This window comes from Variovorax sp. E3, from assembly GCF_016082275.1.
Taxonomy (GTDB): Bacteria; Pseudomonadota; Gammaproteobacteria; order Burkholderiales; family Burkholderiaceae_C; genus Variovorax.
The window spans coordinates 1-21,214 of the sequence record NZ_MOWM01000147.1; the positions used below are offsets into that span (position 1 = coordinate 1).

Genomic DNA, 21,214 nt, shown 5'->3' on the forward strand with positions numbered 1-21,214 from the left:
CAGCGCACCGCCCCCGCCGGCCGCCGCGCGCGTGCTCGTGGTCGGCACCGACGCCGCCTACACGCCCTTCGAGTCGCAAAACGACAAGGGCGAGATCGTCGGCTTCGACATCGACGTGGTGAAGGCGGTCGCGCAAAAGGCCGGCATCGAGGTGAAGTTCGTCAACACGCCGTGGGAGGGAATCTTCAACGCGCTCGACCAGGGCGACCGCGACCTGCTGGTGTCGGCCATCACCATCACCGACGAACGGCGCCAGACCATGGACTTCTCGCAGCCCTACTTCGACGCCCGGCAGCTGATCGCCGTCAAGAGCGATTCGCCCGTCACGAAGTTCGACGACCTCAAGACCCTGAAGGTGGGCGTGCAGAACGGCACCACCGGCGACGAAGTGGTGGGCAAGCTGCTGGGCAAGTCGAGCACCGCCATCAAGCGCTTCGAGTCGACCCCGCTCGCGCTGAAGGAGCTCGAAGCCGGCGGCGTGCAGGCCGTGGTGGCCGACAACGGCGTGGTGGTGCACTACCTCGCCAACAATGCGGCGGGCGGTTTCAAGACCGTGAGCGACGCGGGCTTTCCGGTCGAGAAGTACGGCATTGCCGTGAAGAAGGGCAACGCCGATCTGCTCGCCAGGATCAACCAGGGCCTGGAGGCCATTCGCACCGACGGCACCTACGCGAAGATCTACGCCTCGCACTTCGGCGCCGAGGCGAAGTAACCGGGCTCGACCGAGCCGAAGAAGAACGCCATGCTGCTGCACGTCACGCACGAAACCCGCTACGAATACGCACCGCCGGTCGAGACGGCGCAGCACCTGGCCCACCTGAAGCCGCTGGCCACCGACTCGCAGCGGCTGGTGAGCCACAAGCTCGCCATCGACCCGCCCCCCGCGCAGCGCAACGAAACGCCTGACCTGTACGGCAACACGCGCGCCTTCTTCGCGCTGGAGGCCACGCACGACAAGCTGGTCGTCACCGCCGAGAGCGTGGTCGAGACCTCGGTGCCCGTGCTGTCGCCCGCCGTGGCGCGCGAGCTGCCCTGGGAGGCCGTGCGCGAGCGCTTCCGCTTTCGCAAGGACGCCACCTTCGACGCCGCGTCGGAGTTCGTGTTTCCCTCGCCCTACGTGCCGCGCCATGACGACTTCATCGCCTACGCGCGCGCCAGCTTCGTGCCCGGGCGCCCCGCCTTCGACGTGGCCATGGACCTCACCGAGCGCATGTACGCCGACTTCGCCTACGACGCCGACAGCACCGAGATCAACACGCCCGCCGTCGAAGCGTTGGCGCAGCGCAAGGGCGTGTGCCAGGACTTCGCGCACATCATGATCGCGTGCTTTCGCACCATGGGCCTGCCCGCGCGCTACGTGAGCGGCTACCTGCTCACGCAGCCGCCGCCGGGCCAGCCCCGGCTGGTGGGCGCCGACGCCTCGCACGCGTGGGTGTCGGTGTACCTGCCGGGCAAGAGCGAAGACGGCAACGACAGCCCCGGCGGCTGGGCCGACTTCGACCCCACCAACGGCCGCCAGCCCGGCGAGGACTACGTCACGCTGGCCATCGGCCGCGACTACTCCGACGTGTCGCCGATGCGCGGCGTACTCCATGGCGGCGCGCGGCACACGCTGCGGGTCGGCGTGACCGTGCAGCCAGTGGGGGAAGTGATCGAGGCCGTGCCGCAAACCCGGACACAATCGTCATCCCAAGACAAGGAGCCTCAATGAGCGTTTACGACAAACTTTCCAGCCTCGGCATCACCCTGCCACCCGTCTCGGCACCTGCCGCCGCCTACGTGCCCTTCGTGCGCACCGGCAACCTCGTGTTCCTCTCGGGCCACATCGCCAAGAAGGACGGCAAGGTCTGGGCCGGCCAGCTCGGCGCCAACATCAGCACCGAAGAAGGCAAGCAGGCCGCGCGCGCCATTGCCATCGACCTGCTCGGCACGCTGCACGCGGCCGTGGGCGACCTGAACAAGGTCACGCGCATCGTCAAGGTCATGAGCCTCGTGAACTCGGTCGGCACCTTCACCGAACAGCACCTGGTGACCAACGGCGCCAGCGAGTTCATTGCCGAAGTCTTCGGCCCCGAAAAGGGCGCGCACGCACGCAGCGCCTTCGGCGTGGCGCAAGTGCCGATGGGCGCCTGCGTGGAAATCGAACTGATCGCCGAAATCGGCTGATCGCGTTGACGTTGACGCCTGAAGACCTCATCGCGCAGGCGATGCAGGACCCCGTCAACGCAGCGCTGGCAGAACGCCTCCCCGGCCTGGGCCTGAAGCAAGGCTTCCTCACGGCCGGCTGCCTGTTCCAGGCCGTCTGGAACCGCGGCGCCGGCCGCCCGCCGGGCTGGGGCGTGAAGGACTACGACGTCTTCTACTTCGACGACAGCGACCTGTCGTGGGAGGCCGAGGACGCCGTCATCCGCCGCGTGCACGCCGCCGTCGCCGACCTGGGCGCGACCGTCGAGGTCAAGAACCAGGCGCGCGTGCACCTCTGGTACGAGCAGCGCTTCAAGGCGCACTACCCGCGCCTGCATTCCGCGCGCGACGGCATCGACCGCTACCTCATCGCCTGCACCCGCGTGGGCATCGACCTGGCCGACGGCTCGCTCTACGCGCCCGACGGGCTCGGCGACCTGGCCGCCGGCATCCTGCGCGTGAACCCGCTGATGCCGATGCCCGAGATGTTCGCCGTGAAGGCGCGCGACTACCAGTCGCGCTGGCCGTCGCTGCGCATCGTCACTTGCGCTTCCAGCTCGACACCGTGATGAAGACGCCGGTTTCCTTCGCGTCGCGCAGCCGCACGGTGTAGCGGCCCGCGCCGTCGGGGCCGCTGAACACGGCCTCGCCGCCGCGATCCCCGGCTTCGAAGGTCGCGCCCTTGGCCAGTTCCCGGTAGATGGCGAGCAGGTCGTCGAACGCGGCGTAGCTGCGCAGCGTCACCTCGGCGTCGGGCCAGCGGGCGCCCTTGAGCTCGGCGCGCTCGCGGTCGGTGTACATCGGCAGGCCGGCCAGGCCCTTGGGAATCACGATCTTGCCGGCGCTGGCCGTGCTGTTCACTTCACCCGTTTGCACCAGCAGCGGCTTCAGCGACGCCGGAAAGCCCGCGGGCAATTGCGCGTCGCGCCAGCCCGGCGCCGTCGGCTGGCCCTCGATGTATTCGACGTTCGCGATCTTCTGCGCGGCCGCCGCCTCGGCGGGGTCGTCGCTCTCGGCCATGAGGGCGTGGTACGACGGCAGCGTCTTGCTCCACGCGATCAGCGGTTCGGCGTCCGCGGGCTTGGCGCCGGCGGGATGGAACACCGTCAGCACGGCCTGCGGGTCGGGGTTGCACACCTTGGGCTCGTCGCGCACGGTCGACGCGCGGCAGTGGCCGTTGACCAGCCCCAGCGCCAGCAGGCGGCCTTCGCCGTCGAACATCAGCGCCGAGCGTTCCTCGCCGTGGCCTCCACCGCTGACCGACGCGATCACCATGCGCCCGTCGGGCCAGACGCTGCGCGTGACGTCGAAGCGCGAGCGCATGCCGTTCAGCACCTGCTCGGCGATCAGGCTGTCGCCTTCCGTGTAGCTGCCGCGCGCATAGCCGACCATGGCGATCACGGCGGCGCGGATCTTCGGTTGCTCGCTGAGCTTCAGCCGGGGCGGTGGCAACTCGGTGGTCACGGGCCCCGCCGCATGGGCCGGCGCGCCGAGCGCGCAGGCAAGCAGCAGCAGCGATGCGATGGTGTTCCTGGAATTCAGCATGCGGCTCATTCGGCGATCTCGATCTCGATGTTGGTGATGGCCGGCATGTCACGCGGCGACTTGGTGTTGACGGAGAAGGAAACGCCCTTGAGGCTGCCCATCACATAGCCCGAGCGGCCGTCCAGTTCCGACGTCATGTCGTTCAGCGGCGGCGTCAGCTGCTTGTAGAAGGCGAGCACCTGCTCGGCGCTGTCGACGGTCTGCAGCCGCAGCACGCGCTTGGCCTTGGCGCCGCTCAGCGCGTCCTGTCCGGTCCAGTAGAGCACCGCCCTCGGGTACAGCGGCACCACCGCCGAGAAGCCCTTCGGCCGCGCGACGGGCCGGGCCGACGTGTGCGCGGCGTCCATGACCGTGTACTCGGTCTTCTCGAACTTCTCGGCCTTGCCGGAGTTCAGGTCTTCCGCCGGCACCGTGCGGCTCCAGTCGAGCAGCGGCTGCGCCTGCGCGCGCTCGACGCCGGGGCGCAGGAAGATCGAGAGCACCGCGTGCTGGTCGTCGCGGCACCCCTTCGACGACGAGCTCACACCGCATTCGCGATGCGCCAGCGCGGCGGCCAGCACCTCGCCGCTGCGGTCGTCCACCAGCACGGCCGAGCGCTCGGCACCGCCGTTGGGCAGGCGGTACGACGACAGCACCCGCTGGCCGCCCGGCAGCGCTTGCTGCTGGCGATGGCGCGGCGAAGCCAGCCCCGCGATCAGCTGTTCGGCCAGCAGCCTTCGGGCCAGAAGTACGAGCCGGAAGCCAGGCCGGCGAAGGCGGTGATGGCGCCGTCGAGCGAGGGCGCCTGCGCGGTTTTCGGCGCCTTTTCGGCGTCGGGCACGAGCACGAGCTGCGGGCCTGCCGCAACGCAGGCGGTGGAGAAAGAAAGAGCCAGGAAGGCAGAGGAAAGCGCGAACGGGAATCTGGAATGCATCAACGAAAAAGAAGAAAAAAAGAAGGAGCGTTGCGCTCCAGGCGAGCCGCATGCGCGCGGCCCGAAAGAAAAATGAAAGGAATGCGCCGGCGATTCTAGAAGGCGCCCGGACGCATCGCGAGGCCGGCGCGGCGTTCGGCATACTCTCGCTCGATCCACTCGCCTTCGACATGACCGCGACCTTTGCTCCACCACCGCCCGCGCCCGAGGCCACACTGCGCGCCCTCGAAGAAAAACTCGCCGCCGCCCTGCCCCCGGTGCTGCGCGGCTGCTACGCGGCCTCCAACGGCGGCCGCTTCGGCGACCCGCGCCAGCGCGACGGCGAATGGCAGTTGTACCCCGTGTTCGACAGCAGCGACCGCAAGCAGATGAAGCGCACCGCCGAAGACGTGCTGCACTACACCCGGCTCGCATTGCAGGACACGCGCTTTCCGCGCGACGGCATCAGCATCGCGCACGACTACTCGATGTACCGCCAGCTCTTCGTGCGCCGCGACCCTGCAACGGGCGCCATCGCCGAAGACATCCTGCTGTTCGACGCACACACCGACCAATGGTCGGCGCCCTACGCCGCCGACCTGCGGGCCGCCATCGACCAGGCCCGCATTCCCGAAGCCGTGCAGCCCGACCCGGCGCGCGCGCTGCCCGAATTCCGCTACTACGCCGACCCGTTCGAGTCGGGCGTGATGCGCACCTCCGGCGAAAGCTGCCAGTGCTGCGGCCAGGCCACCGGCTACATCTACGGCGGCAGCTTCTACGCCATCGGCGACGAGTCGCACTTCTGCCCGTGGTGCATCGCCGACGGCTCGGCCGCCGCGAAGTTCGACGGCGAGTTCAACGACGCGGCCGGCGTGGGCATGGGCGATGTCGAGCTGCCCCTGCCCATCGTCCAGGAGGTGTCGCAGCGCACGCCCAGTTTCTTCAGCTGGCAGCAGGAGCGTTGGTGGGCGCACTGCAACGACGCCGGCCGCTTCATCGGCGAGCTCGCGCATGTCGACCGCGCGCTCATCGCGTCGCAGGCGGGGCGCGAGTTCGTCGACACCCTTCGGGAGGAAACGCACATCGCGTCCGACACCGACTGGCAGGCGCTGCTGGACACGCCGTCGCGCGAACGCGACCTCGCGGTCTTCGTTTTCCGCTGCCTGCATTGCGGCCAACTGGGCGGTTATGCGGACTACAGCTGACGCATCCGTGGTGCATGTCTTCGCGTCCGACAGCGGCTTTGCGTCGGAGAGCGAACTGCTGGCCTTCGTCGCCACGCGCTACACCGAAGACGGCGACGCGCTGCCCTCCGCCTTCGCCGAGGAAACCGGGCTGCGCCACTGTGAGCCCGGCTGCATCGAGAGCATCTTTTCCGAAACGCGCCTGCCGGTCTGGGAACTGCTCAAGGGCTTCTCCTGCGACGACGCGTGGATCGGCAAAGTGCGCTCGGCCGATCTCTTCAAGGCGGCGATCTGCGCCTTCGCGCCGAACCACCCGAGCTGCCCCGAACAAAGCTCGCTGACCTACCTGGGCGCCTACGCCTTCGACACCGGCGCGACGCATGGAGACGACACGTAGCGCCCTCGTCGCCGACGGGCGAGCGCTGCACGAAGCCGTCCGCCATCACACGGCCGCAGCCGCGATCTCGAGCTGGGTCAGCCGGCGCGCCATGCGGCCGACGAAGTTCTGCGTCACGTGCGGCAGCACACGCTGCGACGGCACCACGATGCCGACCTGCAACTGGTCGAGCGCCGGCAGCTCGAAGGGCCGCCAGATCAGGTCGCCGCGCTTCAGGTCCTCGATGAAGGCGATCTTCGAGAAGCACGAGATGCCCTTGCCGGCCATGATCAGCCGCTTGAGCATCGGCGTCGAATTGCAGGTGGCGGCCGGCTCCATGTCGTCCCAGAAGGCGGCGAACTCGGGCGACAGCGCGGCGCTGATGACCGGGTGCGAGCTGGAGCGCAGGAACGGGTAGCGCGCGCACTCCTTCAGCGACACGCGTGCATGGTTGGCCAGCGGGTGCCCCGGCGGCATCACAACGCCGATCGGCAGGTTGGCCAGCGCCACCGCCGCCACGCCGCCCGGCAGCCGGCTCACGAAGGTCATGCCCACGTCGACCTGGCCCGACATCACCATCTGCGCCACGTCCATCGGCTGCACCGCGGTGATGGTGTACGTCACGGCGGGGAACACCTGCAAAAAGTCTTCCACCGCCGAGGGCAGCAGGTCCTCGAAGAACGAGTCCATCGCGGCCACCTTCACGTGGCCGGTGCGCTCGCCCTTGAGCGCGTCGAGCTCGGTGCGCATCACCTGGTACTGGTGCAGCGTTTCCTGCGCGTGCTTGAGCAGGCGTTCGCCGGCCGCGTTCAGGCGCAGCCCGTTGGGCATGCGGTCGAACAGTTCCACGCCCAGCTCGTCCTCCAGCTTGTGGATCTGCCGGTTGACCGCGCTGGCCGCCACGAACAGCCGCTCCGAGGCCTTGCGCACCGAACCGCAGCTCGCCACCTCGATGAAGTATTTGAGAATGCTGGCGTGCATCAGTCGGCCCTCCCGCGGGGCGCCGGCTCACCGCGGCAGCGCTGCAATGGCGGGATGGTCGCACGCCACGCGCTTCGCGTCGCGCCGCCCGGCGAGCCCAGCCGCTGACGTTCGCCGCGAAGAAGTCGCGGTTGATGGCCGTGAAATGTGCCATTTCGGGCGGCAGCCGAAGGTCTTCGTAGATGGCCTGCGTGGGGCAGGCGGACACGCAAACGCCGCAGTCGATGCATTCATCCGGGTGAATGTACAGAGTGCGCTCGCCTTCGTAGATGCAATCGACCGGACAGCACTTGACGCAAGCGCCGTCCTTGATGTCGATGCAGGCACCGGTGATGACGTGGGGCATGGCATCCAGCGCGGGCCTAGCGGCCCTGCCACCGCGGCTTGCGCTTCTGCTGGAACGCCAGCACGCCTTCGTTCGCGTCTTCGGACTGCAGCGCCGCCACCAGCGCCGGCAGCCGCATGCGGTGCGCCTCGGCCGGCGACAGCGTGCCCGTGCGCCGCACCACCTGCTTGATGGCCTTGAGCGACAGCGGCGCGCAGGCCAGCATCTGCTGCACCCAGCGGTTGACGGCGGTGTCGAGCTCGGCGCGCGGCACCACCTCGTTGACCAGGCCCATCTCCAGCGCGCGCGGCGCCTTCACGCGCTGGCCGGTGAGCATCATGCCCATGGCCTGGCGGTAGGGAATCTGGCGTTGCAAGAGCAGCATGCCGCCGTCCAGCGGCAGGCGCCCGACCAGCGGCTCGGGCAGGCCGAAGCTGGCCTCCTCGCAGGCCACGACGATGTCGCAGCCCAGCACCATCTCGAAGCCGCCGCCCAGCGCCAGGCCGTTGACGCGCGCGATCACCGGCACGTCGAGCGTCTCGCGCAGCGCGATGCCGCCGAACCCGCCGGGCCGGGCCGCCGCCCAGTACTCGACGCCCTTGAGGTTGGAGGTGTTCTTCAGGTCCGCGCCCGAACAGAACGCGCGCTCGCCCGCGCCGGTGAGCACCACCGCGCGGATGTCGTCGCGCGACTCGATCTCAAGCCAGATGCGCTGCAGCTCGGCTTCGGTCGGCAGGTCGACCGCGTTGAGCACCTCGGGCCGGTCGATGGTGACGGTCGCGACATGGTCTGCGACCTCAAAGAGAACGCTCATGCGTCGGCCTCCTCGATCAGCGCGCGCGCTTCGGCCAGCACCTCGGCCGTGTGCTGCCCGAGCTTGGGCGGCTCGCGGCGCAGGCCGGCCTTGGCGCCCGACATCTGGATCGGGCTGCCGATGAACTTCAGCGGCCGGCCCGACGCGGCGCCGCCTTCGAGAATCATCGCGTTGTGCAGCGTCTGCGGGTCGACCAGCGCCTCGCGCATGTCGCGCACGGGCGCCGAGAGCAGGTCTTGTTCTTCGAGCTTCGCGAGCCAGTGGTCGCGCGTGTTGCTCGAAAAGCGCTCGCGGAAGATGTCGTGCAGCGCCGTCTTGTTGGCGAACTGCGCGCTCAGGTTGGCGTAGCGCGCATCGAGCGACAGGTCTTCCAGGCCCAGCGCCGTGCAGATGTCGCGCAGCGGGTTGGCCTTGAACGCGCCCACCAGCACCAGCGGCCCGGTCTGCGTGTCGAACACGCCCGACAGCGGCATGGCGGCCCAGTTCACCTCGGAGTCTTCCATCATCACCATGGCCGCTTCCTGCATCTGCATGGCGAGCATGGAGTTGTAGAGCGACACCGAGATCTTCTGGCCCTCGCCGGTGCGCTCGCGCTGCAGCAGCGCCAGCAGGATGCCTTGCACCATGTGCATGCCGGCCGTGTAGTCGGCCAGCGCCGTGGGGTAGATCGACACCGGCACCGACGCATCGGCGCGGCGCGCCATCACGCCGGTGAGCGCCTGCGCGAGCACGTCCTGTCCGCCCTTGTGGGCGTAGGGGCCGGTCTCGCCGAAGCCGGTGCCCACCGCATAGATGATGCGCGGGTTCAGCCGCTTGCAGTCTTCGTAGCCCAGGCCCAGGCGCTCCATCACGCCGGCGCGGAAGTTGTTGGTGACCACGTCGCGCCGGCGATCAGCGCTTTCACCAGTTCCATCTGCGCCTCGTCGCGCAGGTCGATTTCCACGCTGCGCTTGTTGCGGTTCAGGCTGCAGAAGATCGGGTTGTCTTCACCGGCCACCGGCGCGAAGGTCGAGCGGCTCAGGTCGCCCGCGCCCTTGCGCTCGATCTTGATCACGTCGGCGCCGTGGTCGGCCAGCATCTGCGTGCAGACCGGGCCCATCATGACCTGCGTGAAGTCGATGATGCGGATGCCGTCCAGCGGCAGTGCTTGTGCGGTCATGCGGCCTCCTTGGCGAACGAACGGGCGATGGCGGGCACGTCGGCATTCGGGCCCTTCTGGTCGCCGGGGTCGGCGCCTTGCGCGCGCAGCGTCTTCTGCAGCCTGGCGATGTCGACCTCGCGCACCGACACGCCGGCGTTCAGCGCCAGCGCGGCGGCGGTGCCCGTGGCCTCGCCCATGGCCATGCAGGGCGGGATCTCGCGCGAGATCTTCTGCGCGGCCGAGGTGGCCGAGTAGTGGCGCCCGGCCACCAGCAGGTTCTCCACGCTGCGCGGCAGCAGCGTGCGGTAGGGGTAGTAGTAGTCGCGCCCGCGCGCCACGCTGTCCTCGAAGCGCGTGCGCTGGGCCACGTCTTCCTTGGTCATCACGTAGGCGCCTTCGAGCAGGCGGGTCTGGCGGATGCCGGTCTGCGGCGCCATGTCGATCAGCGTGCATTTCGAGAAGCCCGGCAGCTTCGCGCGCACGAACTCGATCACCTTGTGGATGGTGGCGCGGCCCTGCACCTCGCGCGCGTGAGGTCGCTCACCTTCAGCCCATCGAGCCCCGGCATGTGCGGGCAGTTGCACCACACCACGCCCGGCAGCGGCGTCTTCAGCCACCACGCCTCCCACGCGCCGCCCAGCATGTGCTTGATCTCGCGGTCCAGCGCCTGCCAGGTCTCGGGCTCCTCGCGCTCGAAGCGCTCGGCCTCCTCGGTGTCCACCGCACCGAGGCGGAACACGGTCGTCACGATGTAGCTGCCGCTGATGTGCGGCGCGCCGGCCGACGCGGCCACGTCGAGGTCGCCGGTGGTGTCGATCACCACCTTGCCCAGGATGGCTTCGCGCCCGCCCTTGGTCTCGCAGACCACGCCCTTGACCTTGCCGTCTTCCACCAGCGTGCGCGAGAACCACGAGTGCAGCCGCAGCTCGATGCCGGCCTGCTGCACCATCTCCAGCGAGGTGCGCTTCCATGCGTCGGGGTCGAAGGCGGCCGCGAAGCAGATGGGGTGCGGCTTCTCCTTGCTGTGGAAGTCGTAGGTGCCCCAGCGCTTCCAGCGCCGCACCGACTCGGGCAGCGTGCCCCAGTCCTGCTGGCGCGGGTACTCGGCCAGGCCGAGCGCGGACATGCGCTCGATCATTTCCAGGCAGATGCCGCGCACCGAAATCTCCTGCTGGTGGCTGTCCCACATGTCGTCCAGCACCAGCACCATGCCGCCCGAGGCCAGGCCGCCCAGGTGGTTGTAGCGCTCCAGCAAGGTCACGCTCGCGCCGTTGCGCGCGGCGGCCAATGCCGCGGCCTGCCCGGCGGGGCCGCCACCGACCACCACCACGTCCGATTCGGCTGCCACGCGCACGTCGTGCGCGGCTCCTGCATCCAGTCGCCAATACGGCTCATAGAACTCTCCTGTTGAAATGTTTGGATGTGTCGAAACTCGCCGGCTGAATCCGTGGTTCAGCCGGTCGTTGCTTGCCCGGTGCGTTGCGGAACGTTTGCTCAGCGCGGCGTCATTGCGCGTTCTCCGGCTGCCAGCGGATGACCCACTTCTCCGCCAGCGTCACCAGCAGGAAGAACAGACCCGAGAGCGTGGCGCTCATCACGATCGCGGCGTACAGCAGCGGCGAATCGAAGTTGAAGGTGGCCTGCAGGATCATGGCGCCGATGCCCACCGTGGCCCCGACCCACTCGCCCACCACCGCGCCGATGACGCACATCGACGCCGCGATGCGCAGGGCCGAGAACAGGTACGGCAGCGCGTTCAGCAGCCGCAGGCGAAAGAAGATCTCGGTCTTGCTGGCCGACAGCACGCGCATCAGCTCCATCGCCTGCGGGTTGACCGACTCCAGCCCGCGCACCATGTTCACCAGCGTCGGAAAGAAGCACACCAGCGCCGCGATGGTGATCTTCGGCTCCACGCCGTTGCCCATGATGAGCACCAGCACCGGCGCCTTGGCCACCAGCGGCACGGCGTTGAACATCAGCACCACCGGAAAGAAGATGTCCTGCAGCGTCTTGTTGTGCACGAAGATCGTGGCCACGACGATCGCCGCGAGGTTGCCCAGCACGAAGCCGCCGGCGGCTTCGAACGCGGTGGGCAGCAGGTTGTCGAGCAGCACGTCGCGCTTGGCGTAGAGCGTCTCCAGCACGGCCCACGGCGTGGGCGCGATGAAGGGCTTGACGCCGAACGCGACGATCACGGCCCACCACAGCACGAGCAGCCCGACGATGCCCATCGCGGGCAGGATGCGGCGGCGCCAGATGCGCTTTTGCCGCGCCGCGGCCCAGGCCAGGTATTCGGGGTCTGCCGAGGGCGGCGCGCCGATGGCGCCGGGCACGGCGGTGTCGATGGAACGGGTATTCATGGCATCGGCCTCAGCAGGTTTCGAGCACGCGCCGCAGATGGCTCGTGAGACGGACGAACTCGGGGGTCTCGCGCATTTCGAGCGTGCGCTCCACGGGCAGCTCCACGGGCACGATCTCGCGCACGCGGCCCGGGTTGGCGGCCAGCATCAGCACGCGCTGGCCGAGGAACGCGGCCTCGTGGATGCTGTGGGTGACGAACAGGATCGTCACGCCGGTCTCGCGCCACACCCGCAATATCTCTTCGTTGAGCCGGTCGCGCGTGATCTCGTCGAGCGCGCCGAAGGGCTCGTCCATCAACAGGATCTTGGGGTCGCTGGCCAGCGCGCGCGCAATCGACACGCGCTGGCGCTGGCCGCCCGACATCTCGTGCGGGAAGGCGTTCACGCGGTCCTTCAGCCCCACCAGCTCGAGCAGCTCCAGCGGCGAGCGGCGGCCCTTGCGGCTCGCGCCGCCGCCCACCTGCAGCGGCAGCTCCACGTTCTGCAGCGCGGTGCGCCACGGCAGCAGCGCCGCGTCCTGGAACACGAAGCCGATGTCGCGGTTCTTGCGCGCGGCCTGCGGCGTGGAAGACAGCACCTCGATGCGGCCACGGCTCGGCTGCAGCAGGTCGGCCACCACGCGCAGGAAGGTCGACTTGCCGCAGCCCGAGGGGCCCAGCAGCGTGAGGAACTCGCCCTGCGCCACATCGAGGTCGAGGCTCTTGATGGCGGTGACGTCGCGGCGCTCGGTGAAAAAGCGCACGCCGATGTCGCGGCACGTGATCGCGGGCGCGGATGCGGGGGGCGCGTGGAGAACAGCGGACATGGCCTCAGCCCTTCATCGCACGCGCGGCGGCGGTGGCCTTCAGCGCGTCGAGCGAGATCACGTCTTCGACCTTCGGCGTGCGCGCGGTGAACTGGCCCAGCTCGGCGTAGGTGGCGATCTGCTCCTGCCACACGGCCGGGTCCATCGCGCCCCAGCCTTGCGTCTGCGCGGCGCCGCCGAAGGCGTATTCGAGCATCACGTCGACCGCCACGCGTTCGTCCTCGCGCTTGAGGTTGGGGTATTCCTTGATGAGCATGTCGACCGACTGGTCGCGGTTGGCGCGCACGTGGTGCCAGCCCTTGGCGGTGGCGCGCAGGAAGGCCTCGATGACCTTGGGCTGCGTCTCCAGCGTCTTGTTCGACGCGTAGTAAGGCAGCGCGTAAAGCCGCACGCCCGCGTCCCACTGCGTGAGCGAGGCGATGTCGGGGCCCAGCACCTTGATGGCGGTGGTGTTGGTGAGCCAGCCCGTCACCACGTCGACCTGCCCCGTGAGCAGCGGCGACATGTCGGCGCCGATGGAGACGACCTTGACGTCCTTCTCGGCGATCTTGTTCTTGGCCAGCAATGCGCGCAGCAGGATGGCGGCCGTCGACGGAATGCCCACGCGCTTGCCGATCAGGTCGGCGGGCTTGCGCACCGGGTTCTTCGCGAGCGAGAAGTAGGTGTAGGGGTGCTTCTGCGCGCCCACCGCGAAGCATTTGATCGGCAGGCCCTGCGACACCGCCAGCATGATCGACGGGCTCGACGACACCTGCCCCACTTCGTAGCGGCCCGAGGCGATGATGGCCACGCCGTCGATGTTCGGTCCGCCCGGCTGGATCGCGAAGTCGATGCCCTCCTGCTCGTAGAAGCCCATGCGCTTGGCCACCACCTCGCCGATCTGGTTGCCCCCGACGATCCAGCCCAGCTGCATGTTGATGCGCGCCTTGCCCTGCGCGAAGGCATCGACCGAGAGCAGCCCGCCGGCGGACAGGCCGCCGGCAATGAGGGAGGTCTTCAGAAGACTGCGGCGACCCGGGTCGCGGAGGTTGGCCATGGCGGATTCCTTTGCTTCGATGCGATGAGGTGAAGTCGTTCGGCGCTTGTGTTCATGTGCCATCCGCCTGCGATGCGAGAAGGCATGCGGTACCGGCGAGGGGAATGCTAGGAGTGCGGTGCGTGCGCACCAAGCACCGTTTTTCGCAACGGGCGAACTAAAAAATAGTTCTCCTGGCGCGCGCCCAATGAACATCGCGGTGCATGCGCCGAGGGGCACGCACCACCTTCGGGAAAACGATAGGCGCGCGCAGGCTCGCCTGGCGCACGGAAAGCGGCGAACGCGTTGGACTAAAGTCCGATGCCCGCGCGGGCCGGCCGCGCTAGAACATCGCCACCGCCCCGGCGAGCTTCACATGACCCACATCTCCACGCCCACCGACAGCCAGCGCATCTTCGAGGTGCAGGTTTCCGTGCTGCTGCGCAGCTTTCCGTTCGCGCTGGGCGGCTCGGTCATCTCGGCCTGCGTGGTGGCCTACGTGATGCTCGCGGTGGTCCCGAAGACGCAGGTCGTCGTCTGGCTGGTGGCCACGCTGCTGGTGGCGAGCGGCCGCTTCGTCGCCATGCTGCACTACCACCGCGTGCGCCACCGCCCGGGCGCGGGCGAGCGGTGGCTGCGGCAGATGGTGGCGGGCAACGTGGCCTCGGGCATCCTGTGGGGGCTGCCCTTCGCCTACTGGACCTTCTTCGTGCCGCTGGAGTACCAGCTCTTCTTCATCGTGGTGCTGTTCGGGCTGGGCACGGGCGCCATCTACTCGAACTACATGGTGCTGTCGGCCGTGTATGCATTCGTGGTGCCGACCTTCGCGCCGACCTTCATCGCGCTGGCGGTGCAGCCGTCGGCCGTGAACCTGGCGCTGGTTTCCAGCGGCGCCGCCTACCTGGTGGCCACGGTCGCGTTCATCCACCGCATGAACCGCACGCACCTGAACGCGCTGCGGCTGGGCTATGAAAACATGGCGCTGCTGCGGCAGGTGCGGCTGGAGAAGGAAGCCGCCGAACGCAGCGACCTGGAGAAGTCGCGCTTCCTCGCGGCAGCCAGCCACGACCTGCGCCAACCGGTGCACGCAATGAGCCTGTTCCTCGGGCTGCTCGCGAACGAGCGGCTGTCGGTGCATGGCCGCTACCTGGTCGAGAACATCACCAAGGCCAGCGCCGCGATGGGGCACCTGTTCGATGCGCTGCTCAACATTTCGCGGCTCGATGCGGGGGTGATCCATCCGCGCATGCAGAACTTCGCGCTGGACGGACTGCTCGACCAGATCCGCGCGGAATACACGCCGCAGGCCCAGCAGAAGGGGTTGGCGCTGAAGGTGCGACGCTGCGCCGCACGCGTCCACTCCGACCCCGTGCTGCTGGAGCGCATCTTGCGCAACCTCGTCAGCAACGCCATCGCGCACACGCCGCACGGGCGCGTGCTGATCGCCTGCCGCCCACGCGGCGACACCGTGCGCATCGAGGTCTGGGACACGGGGCCGGGTATTCCGAAGCACGAGCACGAACGCATCTTCTGGGAGTTCCACCAGCTGCGAAACCCCGAGCGCGACCGCGGCAAGGGACTGGGGCTGGGCCTGGCCATCGTGCGCCGCACGGCCGCGCTGCTGGGGCACACGCTGGCGCTGCGCTCGGTCGAGGGGCGGGGCACGGTCTTCCTGCTGAGCGTGGAGGCACGCCGGGCCTCGGCGCCGGACACGGGGGCCGAGGCCGGCGGCGCATTCGCCGCCGAGGCGCGCACGCCCCCTGCGTCAGCAAGGCCCGCGAACCCCGCCACCGGCCAGCTGATCCTGGTGATCGACGACGACGCACAGAACCGCGAAGGCCTGCAGTTGCTGCTCGAAAGCTGGGGCCACCGCGTGATCGCAGCCGCGGGCCCGGCCGAGCTGGTGGAACGGATTGCCGACGTGCCCGGCAAGCCCGGCCTGATCGTGAGCGACTACCGCCTGCGCGAGCACGAGACCGGCATCGAGGCCATCGACCGCATGCACGAGGAGTACAACGACGCCGCCATTCCCGCGCTGCTGGTGAGCGGCGACACCGACCCCGCGCGCCTGATCGAAGCCGCGGCGCGCTCGATCCCGATCCTGCACAAGCCGGTGGAAGTGGACGCGCTGCGCAACTGGGTCGACAAGCTGCTCGCGCCCGGCTCGCCCCGGCCCGAGTGAACGGCCGCCATCAGCGCGGCTTGCCCAGCAGCCCCACGCGCCGCGCCGCGATCGTGGCCTGCGTGCGGTTGGACACGCCCAGCGCCGCGAAGATCGCCGAGATGTGCGCCTTGACCGTCTTCTCGGAGGTCGCCAGCCGCTCGGCGATCTGCGCATTGCGCAGGCCCTCGCACACCAGGTGCAGCACCTCGGTCTGGCGCGCGGTCAGCTGGCTCAGGCTGTCGGTGGGGGTCGACAGCACCGGCAGCAGCGCACTGCCCTGCGGCGACGCCTGCACCACGCCCTGCTCGCCGCCGATCACGCGGCGCAGCGCGTCCAGCAGCTGCCGGCTGTCGGCCGACTTGTGAACGAAGCCCTGCGCGCCGGCTTCGAGCGCGGTCTCGATGTCGTGCGGGTCTTCGGAGGCCGACAGCACCAGGATGCGCAGGCCGCCCCGGCGCCGGTGCAGCTGCTTGACCAGCGCGGCACCGCCCAGGTCGGGCAGGTAGTAGTCGGTCATCACGGCGTCGAGCCGCGGCAGCGTGGCCAGCGCGTCGAGCGCTTCGCCGCCGCTGCTGGCGGTTTCGATGGTCATCGAGGGCTCGGCCTCGCGCAGCGCGAGGAACAGGCCCTCGCGGAACATGGCGTGGTCGTCGATCAGCAGAATCGTGGATGGCATCCGCCGATTCTGGCCGCAACTGAAAGCGGGCTCAGGCGGCGGCGCGTTTTCCGGTGAGCGTGGGCATTTCGGTGGCGCTCGAATTGACGTTCACGCTGCGGTCGAAGCGCAGGTACGGCCCCGAGAAGCGGCACACCACGGTGTCGCGGAAGGCCGACTCCACGAAGGTCCAGGTCATGACGAAGGTGCGCGCGTCGAGCCACTCGCCGCTGGCCACCACGCGCATCACGTCGGGCTGGTACTCGTGGTGCAGCCTGTTGCCGGTGACGGTGGTGTCGCCCTCCAGCGGCTCGCGCAGGCCGGCCTGCACCTTGTGCGTGCCGCGCTCGTCTTCCATGGTGAAGGTGCAGGCGTCGGCCGTGAAGTCCAGCCGCATCGACTTGATCTTCTCGGCGTTCTCCGGAAAGTCGAAGCGCTGGCCCGACACGTGCGCGGCCACCAGCGAGCTGCCGGGTTTCACTGGCGGCAGCAGTTGCAGGTTGCGCGTGCGGGCCTTGAGCGCGGCATTGCCCGTGGCGTTCGCGGGCACTGCGGCGCCGTCGCTGAACGCGGCGGGAAAGTGCTTGTACAGCAGGCCCGCGTTGAAGCCGGCCTTGGGCGGCAGCGCCGAGTTGAGCGCGAGCACCGCGTTCTGCTCGGGGAACACCACCGAATACTGGCCGAACAGCCCGTCGGCGTTGTAGGCGCCGCGCGGGCCCAGCCACCACTGGTAGCCGTACTTGTCCTTGGTGTGCGGCGCGTGCACCGCGTCGACCCACTCCCTGGTGAGGATCCGTTTGCCGTTCCACAGGCCGTTCTGCGCATGCAGGATGCCGAGCTTGAGCGAGTCGACCGTCTTCCAGCTCAGGCCGTTGGCGCCGGGCGAAATGCCCTCGGGGCCCACGTCCCACTCGTAGCCGGTGATGCCCAGCGGCTCGAAGAAGCGCGGCTTGAGGTAGTCGGCCACCGACTGCCCCGTGGTCCTGGTGACGATGGCCGACAGCATGTACGTGGCCGCGCTGGTGTAGACGAACTTGCTGCCCGGCGTGTAGACCACCGGGATCTTGAAGAACTCGGCGATCCAGCTCGTGCGGATGGGCCGCCACACCGAGCCCGACACCATCGACTCGTGGCCGGTGCGCATGGTGAGCAGGTCGCGCACGGTCATGGCCGCGAGGTTGGGGCTGACGGTGGGCGGCAGGTGTTCGGGGAAGAAGGAGACGACCTTGTCGTCCAGCCCGAACTTGCCGTCGGCAATGGCCATGCCGACCGCGCACACGGTGACGCTCTTGGTCAGCGAGTGCGTCATGTGGCGGCGCTCGGCCTTGTAGGGGTCCCACCAGCCTTCGGCCACCACATGGCCGTTGCGCCACAGCATGAAGCCGTGCAGCTCGAACGCGCTGCGCTCGGCCTCATCGATGAAGGCCAGAATCGATGCCGAAGAAATGCCCTGCGCCTCCGGGCTGCTGCGCGGCAGGCCGTCGGCAAAAGCCGGGCTGGCGGCGCCGGTCGCGGCCCAGCCGATGCCGGGAAGGGAGACCATGGCGGTGCCGCCGAGGGACAGGCGCAGCATGCCGCGCCGGGAGATGTTGTTGGTGTAGTTCTGCTGCATGCCTTGGAGTTTCGCTTGCACAACTGTCATTGCGCTTTCGCCGAAGGCAGGGGAAACCCCGTGGGACGGGCATGCCGGTTATAAAGCCGGCGCCCGGCAAAGACCGGGCCCGAGACAACACAAAGGACGACACCTCATGGAGTTCGACTACGTGATCGTGGGCGGCGGTTCCGGCGGCGCCACGCTGGCCGCGCGGCTCAGCGAAGACCCCGCCGTGCAGGTCTGCCTGGTGGAGGCCGGCGGCGACGGGCGCGACGTGCTGGTGCGGGCACCGGCCGGCGCGGCGGCCATGCTGTCGGGACGCCCGCGCATCAACAACTACGCCTACCAGACCGTGCCGCAGCCCGGCCTGAACGGGCGCCGCGGCTACCAGCCGCGCGGGCGCTGCCTGGGCGGCTCGAGCGCCATCAACGCGATGCTCTATGTGCGCGGCCACGCCTGCGACTACGACGACTGGGAGCGCGCCGGCTGCGCGGGCTGGTCGTTCGCCGACGTGCTGCCGTGGTTCAGGCACGCCGAGGGCAACCAGTGCGGCGAGAGCGCGATGCACGGCGCGAGCGGCCCACTGCAGGTGGCCGACCAGCAGTCGCCGCGCGAGATCAGCGAGGCCTTCGTGCGCGCGGCCATGGAATGCGGCGTGCCGCGCAACGACGATTTCAACGGCGTGGAGCAGGAAGGCGCGGGGCTCTACCAGGTCACGCAGTTCCACGGCGGCGACAGGAACGGCGAGCGCTGCTCGGCCGCCGCCGCGTACCTGCACCCGGTGATGAAGGCGCGCGCCAACCTCACGGTGCTGACGGGCACGCAGGCGCAGCGCGTGCTGCTCGACGGCCGGCGCGCCACGGGCGTCGAGGTGCGCCGGGGCGGCAACATCGACACGCTCTCGGCGCGGCGCGAGGTGGTGCTGTGCGGCGGCGCGTTCAACTCGCCGCAGTTGCTGATGCTGTCGGGCATCGGCGATCCGGAAGAGCTGGCGCGCCACGGCATCGCGGTGCGGCATGCGTTGCCGGGCGTGGGACGCAACCTGCAGGACCATGTCGATTTCATCCTGGCCTACCGCACGAAGGCAAAGGGCTTGCCGGGGTTGGGGCCGGCGGGGATGTTCAACTTTCTGAAGGCCATTCCCGAGTGGCGCCGCACCGGCAAGGGTTTGATCTCGACACCGTTCGCCGAGGGCGGCGCGTTCATCAGGACATCGCCCGGGCTGCAACGGCCCGACCTGCAGTTGCACTTCGTGATCGGGCTGGTGGACGACCACGCGCGCAAGTTGCATGGCGGCTTCGGCTTCTCATGCCATGCCTGCGTGCTGCGGCCGAACGGACGTGGCGACGTGCGACTGAACGACGCCAACCCCGCGTCGGCGCCGCGCATCGACCCCCGGTTTCTGTCGGACGAGCAGGACGTGGCGAGGCTCCTGCAGGGTGTGAAGAAGATGCGGGAGATCCTGCGCGCACCGGCACTCGCGCCCTACCGCGACGACGAGCTCTACACGGCGAACGTGCGGACCGACGAAGAACTGCTGCAACACATCCGAGCGCGCGCCGACACCATCTACCACCCGGTGGGCACCTGCAAGATGGGCACCGACGCCATGGCCGTGGTCGACGCCAAGCTGCGCGTGCACGGCATCGCGAACTTGCGCGTGGTCGACGCGTCGGTCATGCCTACGCTCATCGGCGGCAATACGAATGCGCCGACGATCATGATTGCCGAGCGCGCGGCGGACTGGATGCGGGGGCCGTTGACCTTCGACCGGGCGGTGCAGGATGCGCGTGCTGCTTGAGTTGTTCCAGGACGGCTTTGTTCAGGGCGTGTGCGCAGGACACCGGGTACTTCCCTCCGCGAATGTCCCCCGGGGCTTCGCCCCTCCTCCTTTATTTCGCTGCGGGAAGCACCCGATGCCCTGCGCACTTGGGCACCTTGTCGGTTCGCAGCCGATCAACCAGTGCTCTGAAAACGCTCACGTCGGCGGTGTGCTCTGCGCAGCGAAATAAAGGAGGAGGCCGCAGGCCGGGGGACATTCGCGGAGCAGAGCACACCGTCGACGTGAGCGCGCCCTGAAGCTCCTCGAACGGAACAACGACTAGGCCTGAGACGACCCTCGCACCACCAGCTCACCAGGCAACAGCAACTGGCGAGGCGGTTCTTCCAGCCCTCGCAGCCGCTCGATCAGGCACATGGCGGCCGTGCGGCCGATGGCGTCGGTGGGCTGGGCCACGGTGCTCAAGCCCGGGCCGATGAGGGAAGCCCATTCCGGATCGTCGAAGCGACGAAACCCAGGTCGCTGCCGAACTGCCAGCCCAGCCGCGCCATGGCCTGCGCCACGCGCAACGTGACCACGGCATTGCCGGCGACCACCGCCGCGCGGCGGCCTCGCTTGGCGCGCTGGCGCAGGGCGCGCAGGGCCTCGTCGAGCGCGTCGTGGCCGCCCTCGACGCATTCGAAGATCTCGCCCGCCACGCGCGGCTCGTGCGCGGCCACGCAGGCGCGAAGGCGGCCGTGCGCTCGCGCCGTGAGCTCACGCCCTTCTGCGGCTCGGTGACGTAAAGCAGCTCGCGATAACCGCCCTCGACCAGATGGCCGCAGGTGGCCGTCATCGCGGCGTGGTTGTCGAGCGAGACGAAGTCGGTGTGCATGCCCGTGTGGCGGCGGTCGACCAGCACGGCGGGCTTGCCGTGCAGCGTGACCGCATCGACCACGTTGCTGCCGCGCCCCAGCGTGTTGAGGATGAAGCCGTCGACCTGGTAGCCCGCGAGCGCGTCGATGGCCTCGCGCTCACGCTCACTCTCGTTGCCGAGGTTGAACAGCATCACGAGGTAGCCGGCGTCCTGGCAGGCTTTTTCGGCGCCGCGCAGCACGGCGACCGAATACGGGTTGGTGATGTCGGCCACGATCAGGCCGATCAGGCGCGAGCGGCCATGGCTCAGCGCCTGCGCCATCGGGCTCGGCGAATAGGCCAGCTTGGCGATGGCCACCTCGACGCGCGCGGCGATGTCGGGGCTCAGCAGGCGCTCGCGGTGGTTGAGGAAACGCGAGACGGTGGCTTTGGAAACGCCGGCCGCCTCGGCGACGTCGGCGATGGTGGCGCGGCCGGTCGGCTTCATGGTCTTGCTCCTTCCCCCTCTGGGGGAAGGTCGGGATGGGGGCAGGCAGAGCGCTCG

At 69.0% G+C, this 21,214-nt stretch carries 20 protein-coding genes and 3 pseudogenes; 9 read left to right on the forward strand and 14 right to left on the reverse strand.

Annotation, left to right across the window (positions count from 1 at the left end; genetic code table 11):
* From BMG07_RS32750 to BMG07_RS32765, 4 genes are all read left to right on the forward strand, one after another.
* The coding region (locus BMG07_RS32750) for a basic amino acid ABC transporter substrate-binding protein (RefSeq protein WP_198087991.1) at positions 1–712 on the forward strand (712 nt) is incomplete at its 5' end.
* 30 nt (positions 713–742) lie between these two features.
* A complete protein-coding gene (locus tag BMG07_RS32755) occupies positions 743–1,711 on the forward strand; it encodes a transglutaminase family protein (RefSeq protein WP_198087992.1) in 969 nt (322 codons plus the stop codon).
* Complete coding sequence (locus tag BMG07_RS32760) at positions 1,708–2,166, forward strand: RidA family protein (RefSeq protein ID WP_198087993.1); 459 nt, start codon at positions 1,708–1,710, stop codon at positions 2,164–2,166. The genes BMG07_RS32755 and BMG07_RS32760 overlap by 4 nt, the downstream gene beginning before the upstream one ends.
* 5 nt (positions 2,167–2,171) lie before the next feature.
* Complete coding sequence (locus BMG07_RS32765) at positions 2,172–2,753, forward strand: nucleotidyltransferase family protein (RefSeq protein ID WP_269759621.1); 582 nt, start codon at positions 2,172–2,174, stop codon at positions 2,751–2,753.
* Here the strand turns inward: BMG07_RS32765 and BMG07_RS32770 are convergent.
* Complete coding sequence (locus BMG07_RS32770) at positions 2,725–3,738, reverse strand: hypothetical protein (protein ID WP_198087994.1); 1,014 nt, start codon at positions 3,736–3,738, stop codon at positions 2,725–2,727. The genes BMG07_RS32765 and BMG07_RS32770 overlap by 29 nt on opposite strands.
* Positions 3,735–4,364 carry a hypothetical protein gene (locus tag BMG07_RS32775; protein WP_198087995.1) on the reverse strand — a complete coding sequence of 210 codons (630 nt, stop codon included), beginning with the start codon at positions 4,362–4,364 and terminating at the stop codon, positions 3,735–3,737. The genes BMG07_RS32770 and BMG07_RS32775 overlap by 4 nt, the downstream gene beginning before the upstream one ends.
* A gap of 21 nt (positions 4,365–4,385) precedes the next feature.
* On the opposite strand from BMG07_RS32775, the gene BMG07_RS32780 reads away from it, so the two are divergent.
* From BMG07_RS32780 to BMG07_RS32790, 3 genes are all read left to right on the forward strand, one after another.
* Positions 4,386–4,718: a hypothetical protein gene (locus BMG07_RS32780; RefSeq protein WP_198087996.1), complete on the forward strand. Its 333-nt coding sequence runs from the start codon at positions 4,386–4,388 to the stop codon at positions 4,716–4,718.
* Between the two features lie 94 nt (positions 4,719–4,812).
* Positions 4,813–5,826, forward strand: coding sequence for a CbrC family protein (locus BMG07_RS32785; RefSeq protein ID WP_198087997.1), 1,014 nt, complete (start codon positions 4,813–4,815; stop codon positions 5,824–5,826).
* A 7-nt stretch (positions 5,827–5,833) separates the two neighbouring features.
* Positions 5,834–6,202, forward strand: coding sequence for an immunity 22 family protein (locus BMG07_RS32790; RefSeq protein ID WP_198087998.1), 369 nt, complete (start codon positions 5,834–5,836; stop codon positions 6,200–6,202).
* A gap of 45 nt (positions 6,203–6,247) precedes the next feature.
* On the opposite strand, the gene BMG07_RS32795 is transcribed toward BMG07_RS32790, so the two are convergent.
* The 9 genes and pseudogenes from BMG07_RS32795 to BMG07_RS32830 all read right to left on the reverse strand — a co-directional run bounded on the left by BMG07_RS32795 (position 6,248) and on the right by BMG07_RS32830 (position 13,643).
* The gene (locus tag BMG07_RS32795; RefSeq protein WP_198087999.1) at positions 6,248–7,162 is read right to left on the reverse strand and encodes a LysR family transcriptional regulator; all 915 of its coding nucleotides are present in this window, start codon (positions 7,160–7,162) and stop codon (positions 6,248–6,250) included.
* A 208-nt stretch (positions 7,163–7,370) separates the two neighbouring features.
* A pseudogene (locus BMG07_RS45195) lies at positions 7,371–7,508 on the reverse strand (ferredoxin); the annotation flags it as partial.
* A 16-nt stretch (positions 7,509–7,524) separates the two neighbouring features.
* Entirely contained in the window at positions 7,525–8,301 is a 777-nt protein-coding gene (locus BMG07_RS32805; RefSeq protein WP_198088000.1) for an enoyl-CoA hydratase-related protein, read from the reverse strand.
* A pseudogene (locus BMG07_RS32810) lies at positions 8,298–9,460 on the reverse strand (CaiB/BaiF CoA transferase family protein). The gene BMG07_RS32805 and the pseudogene BMG07_RS32810 overlap by 4 nt, the downstream one beginning before the upstream one ends.
* Entirely contained in the window at positions 9,457–9,963 is a 507-nt protein-coding gene (locus BMG07_RS43235) for an FAD-dependent oxidoreductase (RefSeq protein ID WP_307867172.1), read from the reverse strand. Before BMG07_RS43235 ends, BMG07_RS32810 begins: the two are co-directional and overlap by 4 nt.
* A complete protein-coding gene (locus BMG07_RS43240) occupies positions 9,933–10,790 on the reverse strand; it encodes an FAD-dependent oxidoreductase (protein ID WP_307867173.1) in 858 nt (285 codons plus the stop codon). Before BMG07_RS43240 ends, BMG07_RS43235 begins: the two co-directional genes overlap by 31 nt.
* 157 nt (positions 10,791–10,947) lie before the next feature.
* Positions 10,948–11,802, reverse strand: a complete 855-nt coding sequence (locus BMG07_RS32820; RefSeq protein WP_198088001.1) for an ABC transporter permease — start codon at positions 11,800–11,802, stop codon at positions 10,948–10,950.
* 10 nt (positions 11,803–11,812) lie between these two features.
* Positions 11,813–12,607 (reverse strand): ABC transporter ATP-binding protein, encoded by a 795-nt coding sequence (locus BMG07_RS32825; RefSeq protein ID WP_198088002.1) that lies wholly within the window; start codon positions 12,605–12,607, stop codon positions 11,813–11,815.
* A 4-nt stretch (positions 12,608–12,611) separates the two neighbouring features.
* Positions 12,612–13,643 carry an ABC transporter substrate-binding protein gene (locus tag BMG07_RS32830; RefSeq protein ID WP_198088003.1) on the reverse strand — a complete coding sequence of 344 codons (1,032 nt, stop codon included), beginning with the start codon at positions 13,641–13,643 and terminating at the stop codon, positions 12,612–12,614.
* A gap of 355 nt (positions 13,644–13,998) precedes the next feature.
* Here BMG07_RS32830 and BMG07_RS32835 point away from each other — a divergent pair, with 355 nt between their 5' ends.
* On the forward strand, positions 13,999–15,804 hold the full coding sequence (locus BMG07_RS32835; RefSeq protein ID WP_198088004.1) for a hybrid sensor histidine kinase/response regulator: 1,806 nt from the start codon (positions 13,999–14,001) through the stop codon (positions 15,802–15,804).
* A 10-nt stretch (positions 15,805–15,814) separates the two neighbouring features.
* Here BMG07_RS32835 and BMG07_RS32840 read toward each other — a convergent pair whose 3' ends face one another.
* Together BMG07_RS32840 and BMG07_RS32845 are read right to left on the reverse strand one after the other, a co-directional pair.
* A complete protein-coding gene (locus BMG07_RS32840; RefSeq protein ID WP_198088005.1) occupies positions 15,815–16,462 on the reverse strand; it encodes a response regulator transcription factor in 648 nt (215 codons plus the stop codon).
* Positions 16,463–16,493: 31 nt separating this feature from the next.
* Positions 16,494–18,083, reverse strand: a complete 1,590-nt coding sequence (locus BMG07_RS32845; protein WP_198088006.1) for a serine hydrolase — start codon at positions 18,081–18,083, stop codon at positions 16,494–16,496.
* Positions 18,084–18,189: 106 nt separating this feature from the next.
* Here BMG07_RS32845 and BMG07_RS32850 point away from each other — a divergent pair, with 106 nt between their 5' ends.
* Positions 18,190–19,836 (forward strand): GMC family oxidoreductase, encoded by a 1,647-nt coding sequence (locus BMG07_RS32850; protein WP_198088007.1) that lies wholly within the window; start codon positions 18,190–18,192, stop codon positions 19,834–19,836.
* A 300-nt stretch (positions 19,837–20,136) separates the two neighbouring features.
* Here BMG07_RS32850 and BMG07_RS32855 read toward each other — a convergent pair.
* Positions 20,137–21,157 (reverse strand): annotated as a pseudogene (locus BMG07_RS32855) (LacI family DNA-binding transcriptional regulator).
* Between the last annotated feature and the right edge of the window lie 57 nt (positions 21,158–21,214).

Excerpts from the sequence above, each read along its gene's own strand:
- BMG07_RS32830 (WP_198088003.1), bottom strand. The coding sequence starts at position 13,643 with ATGGCCAACCTCCGCGACCCGGGTCGCCGCAGTCTTCTGAAGACCTCC.
- BMG07_RS32840 (WP_198088005.1), bottom strand. The coding sequence starts at position 16,462 with ATGCCATCCACGATTCTGCTGATCGACGACCACGCCATGTTCCGCGAG.
- BMG07_RS32785 (WP_198087997.1), top strand. The coding sequence starts at position 4,813 with ATGACCGCGACCTTTGCTCCACCACCGCCCGCGCCCGAGGCCACACTG.
- BMG07_RS32835 (WP_198088004.1), top strand. The coding sequence starts at position 13,999 with ATGACCCACATCTCCACGCCCACCGACAGCCAGCGCATCTTCGAGGTG.
- BMG07_RS32850 (WP_198088007.1), top strand. The coding sequence starts at position 18,190 with ATGGAGTTCGACTACGTGATCGTGGGCGGCGGTTCCGGCGGCGCCACG.
- BMG07_RS32760 (WP_198087993.1), top strand. The coding sequence starts at position 1,708 with ATGAGCGTTTACGACAAACTTTCCAGCCTCGGCATCACCCTGCCACCC.
- BMG07_RS32795 (WP_198087999.1), bottom strand. The coding sequence starts at position 7,162 with ATGCACGCCAGCATTCTCAAATACTTCATCGAGGTGGCGAGCTGCGGT.
- BMG07_RS32805 (WP_198088000.1), bottom strand. The coding sequence starts at position 8,301 with ATGAGCGTTCTCTTTGAGGTCGCAGACCATGTCGCGACCGTCACCATC.
- BMG07_RS32755 (WP_198087992.1), top strand. The coding sequence starts at position 743 with ATGCTGCTGCACGTCACGCACGAAACCCGCTACGAATACGCACCGCCG.
- BMG07_RS32845 (WP_198088006.1), bottom strand. The coding sequence starts at position 18,083 with ATGACAGTTGTGCAAGCGAAACTCCAAGGCATGCAGCAGAACTACACC.
- BMG07_RS32820 (WP_198088001.1), bottom strand. The coding sequence starts at position 11,802 with ATGAATACCCGTTCCATCGACACCGCCGTGCCCGGCGCCATCGGCGCG.
- BMG07_RS32825 (WP_198088002.1), bottom strand. The coding sequence starts at position 12,607 with ATGTCCGCTGTTCTCCACGCGCCCCCCGCATCCGCGCCCGCGATCACG.
- BMG07_RS32770 (WP_198087994.1), bottom strand. The coding sequence starts at position 3,738 with ATGAGCCGCATGCTGAATTCCAGGAACACCATCGCATCGCTGCTGCTG.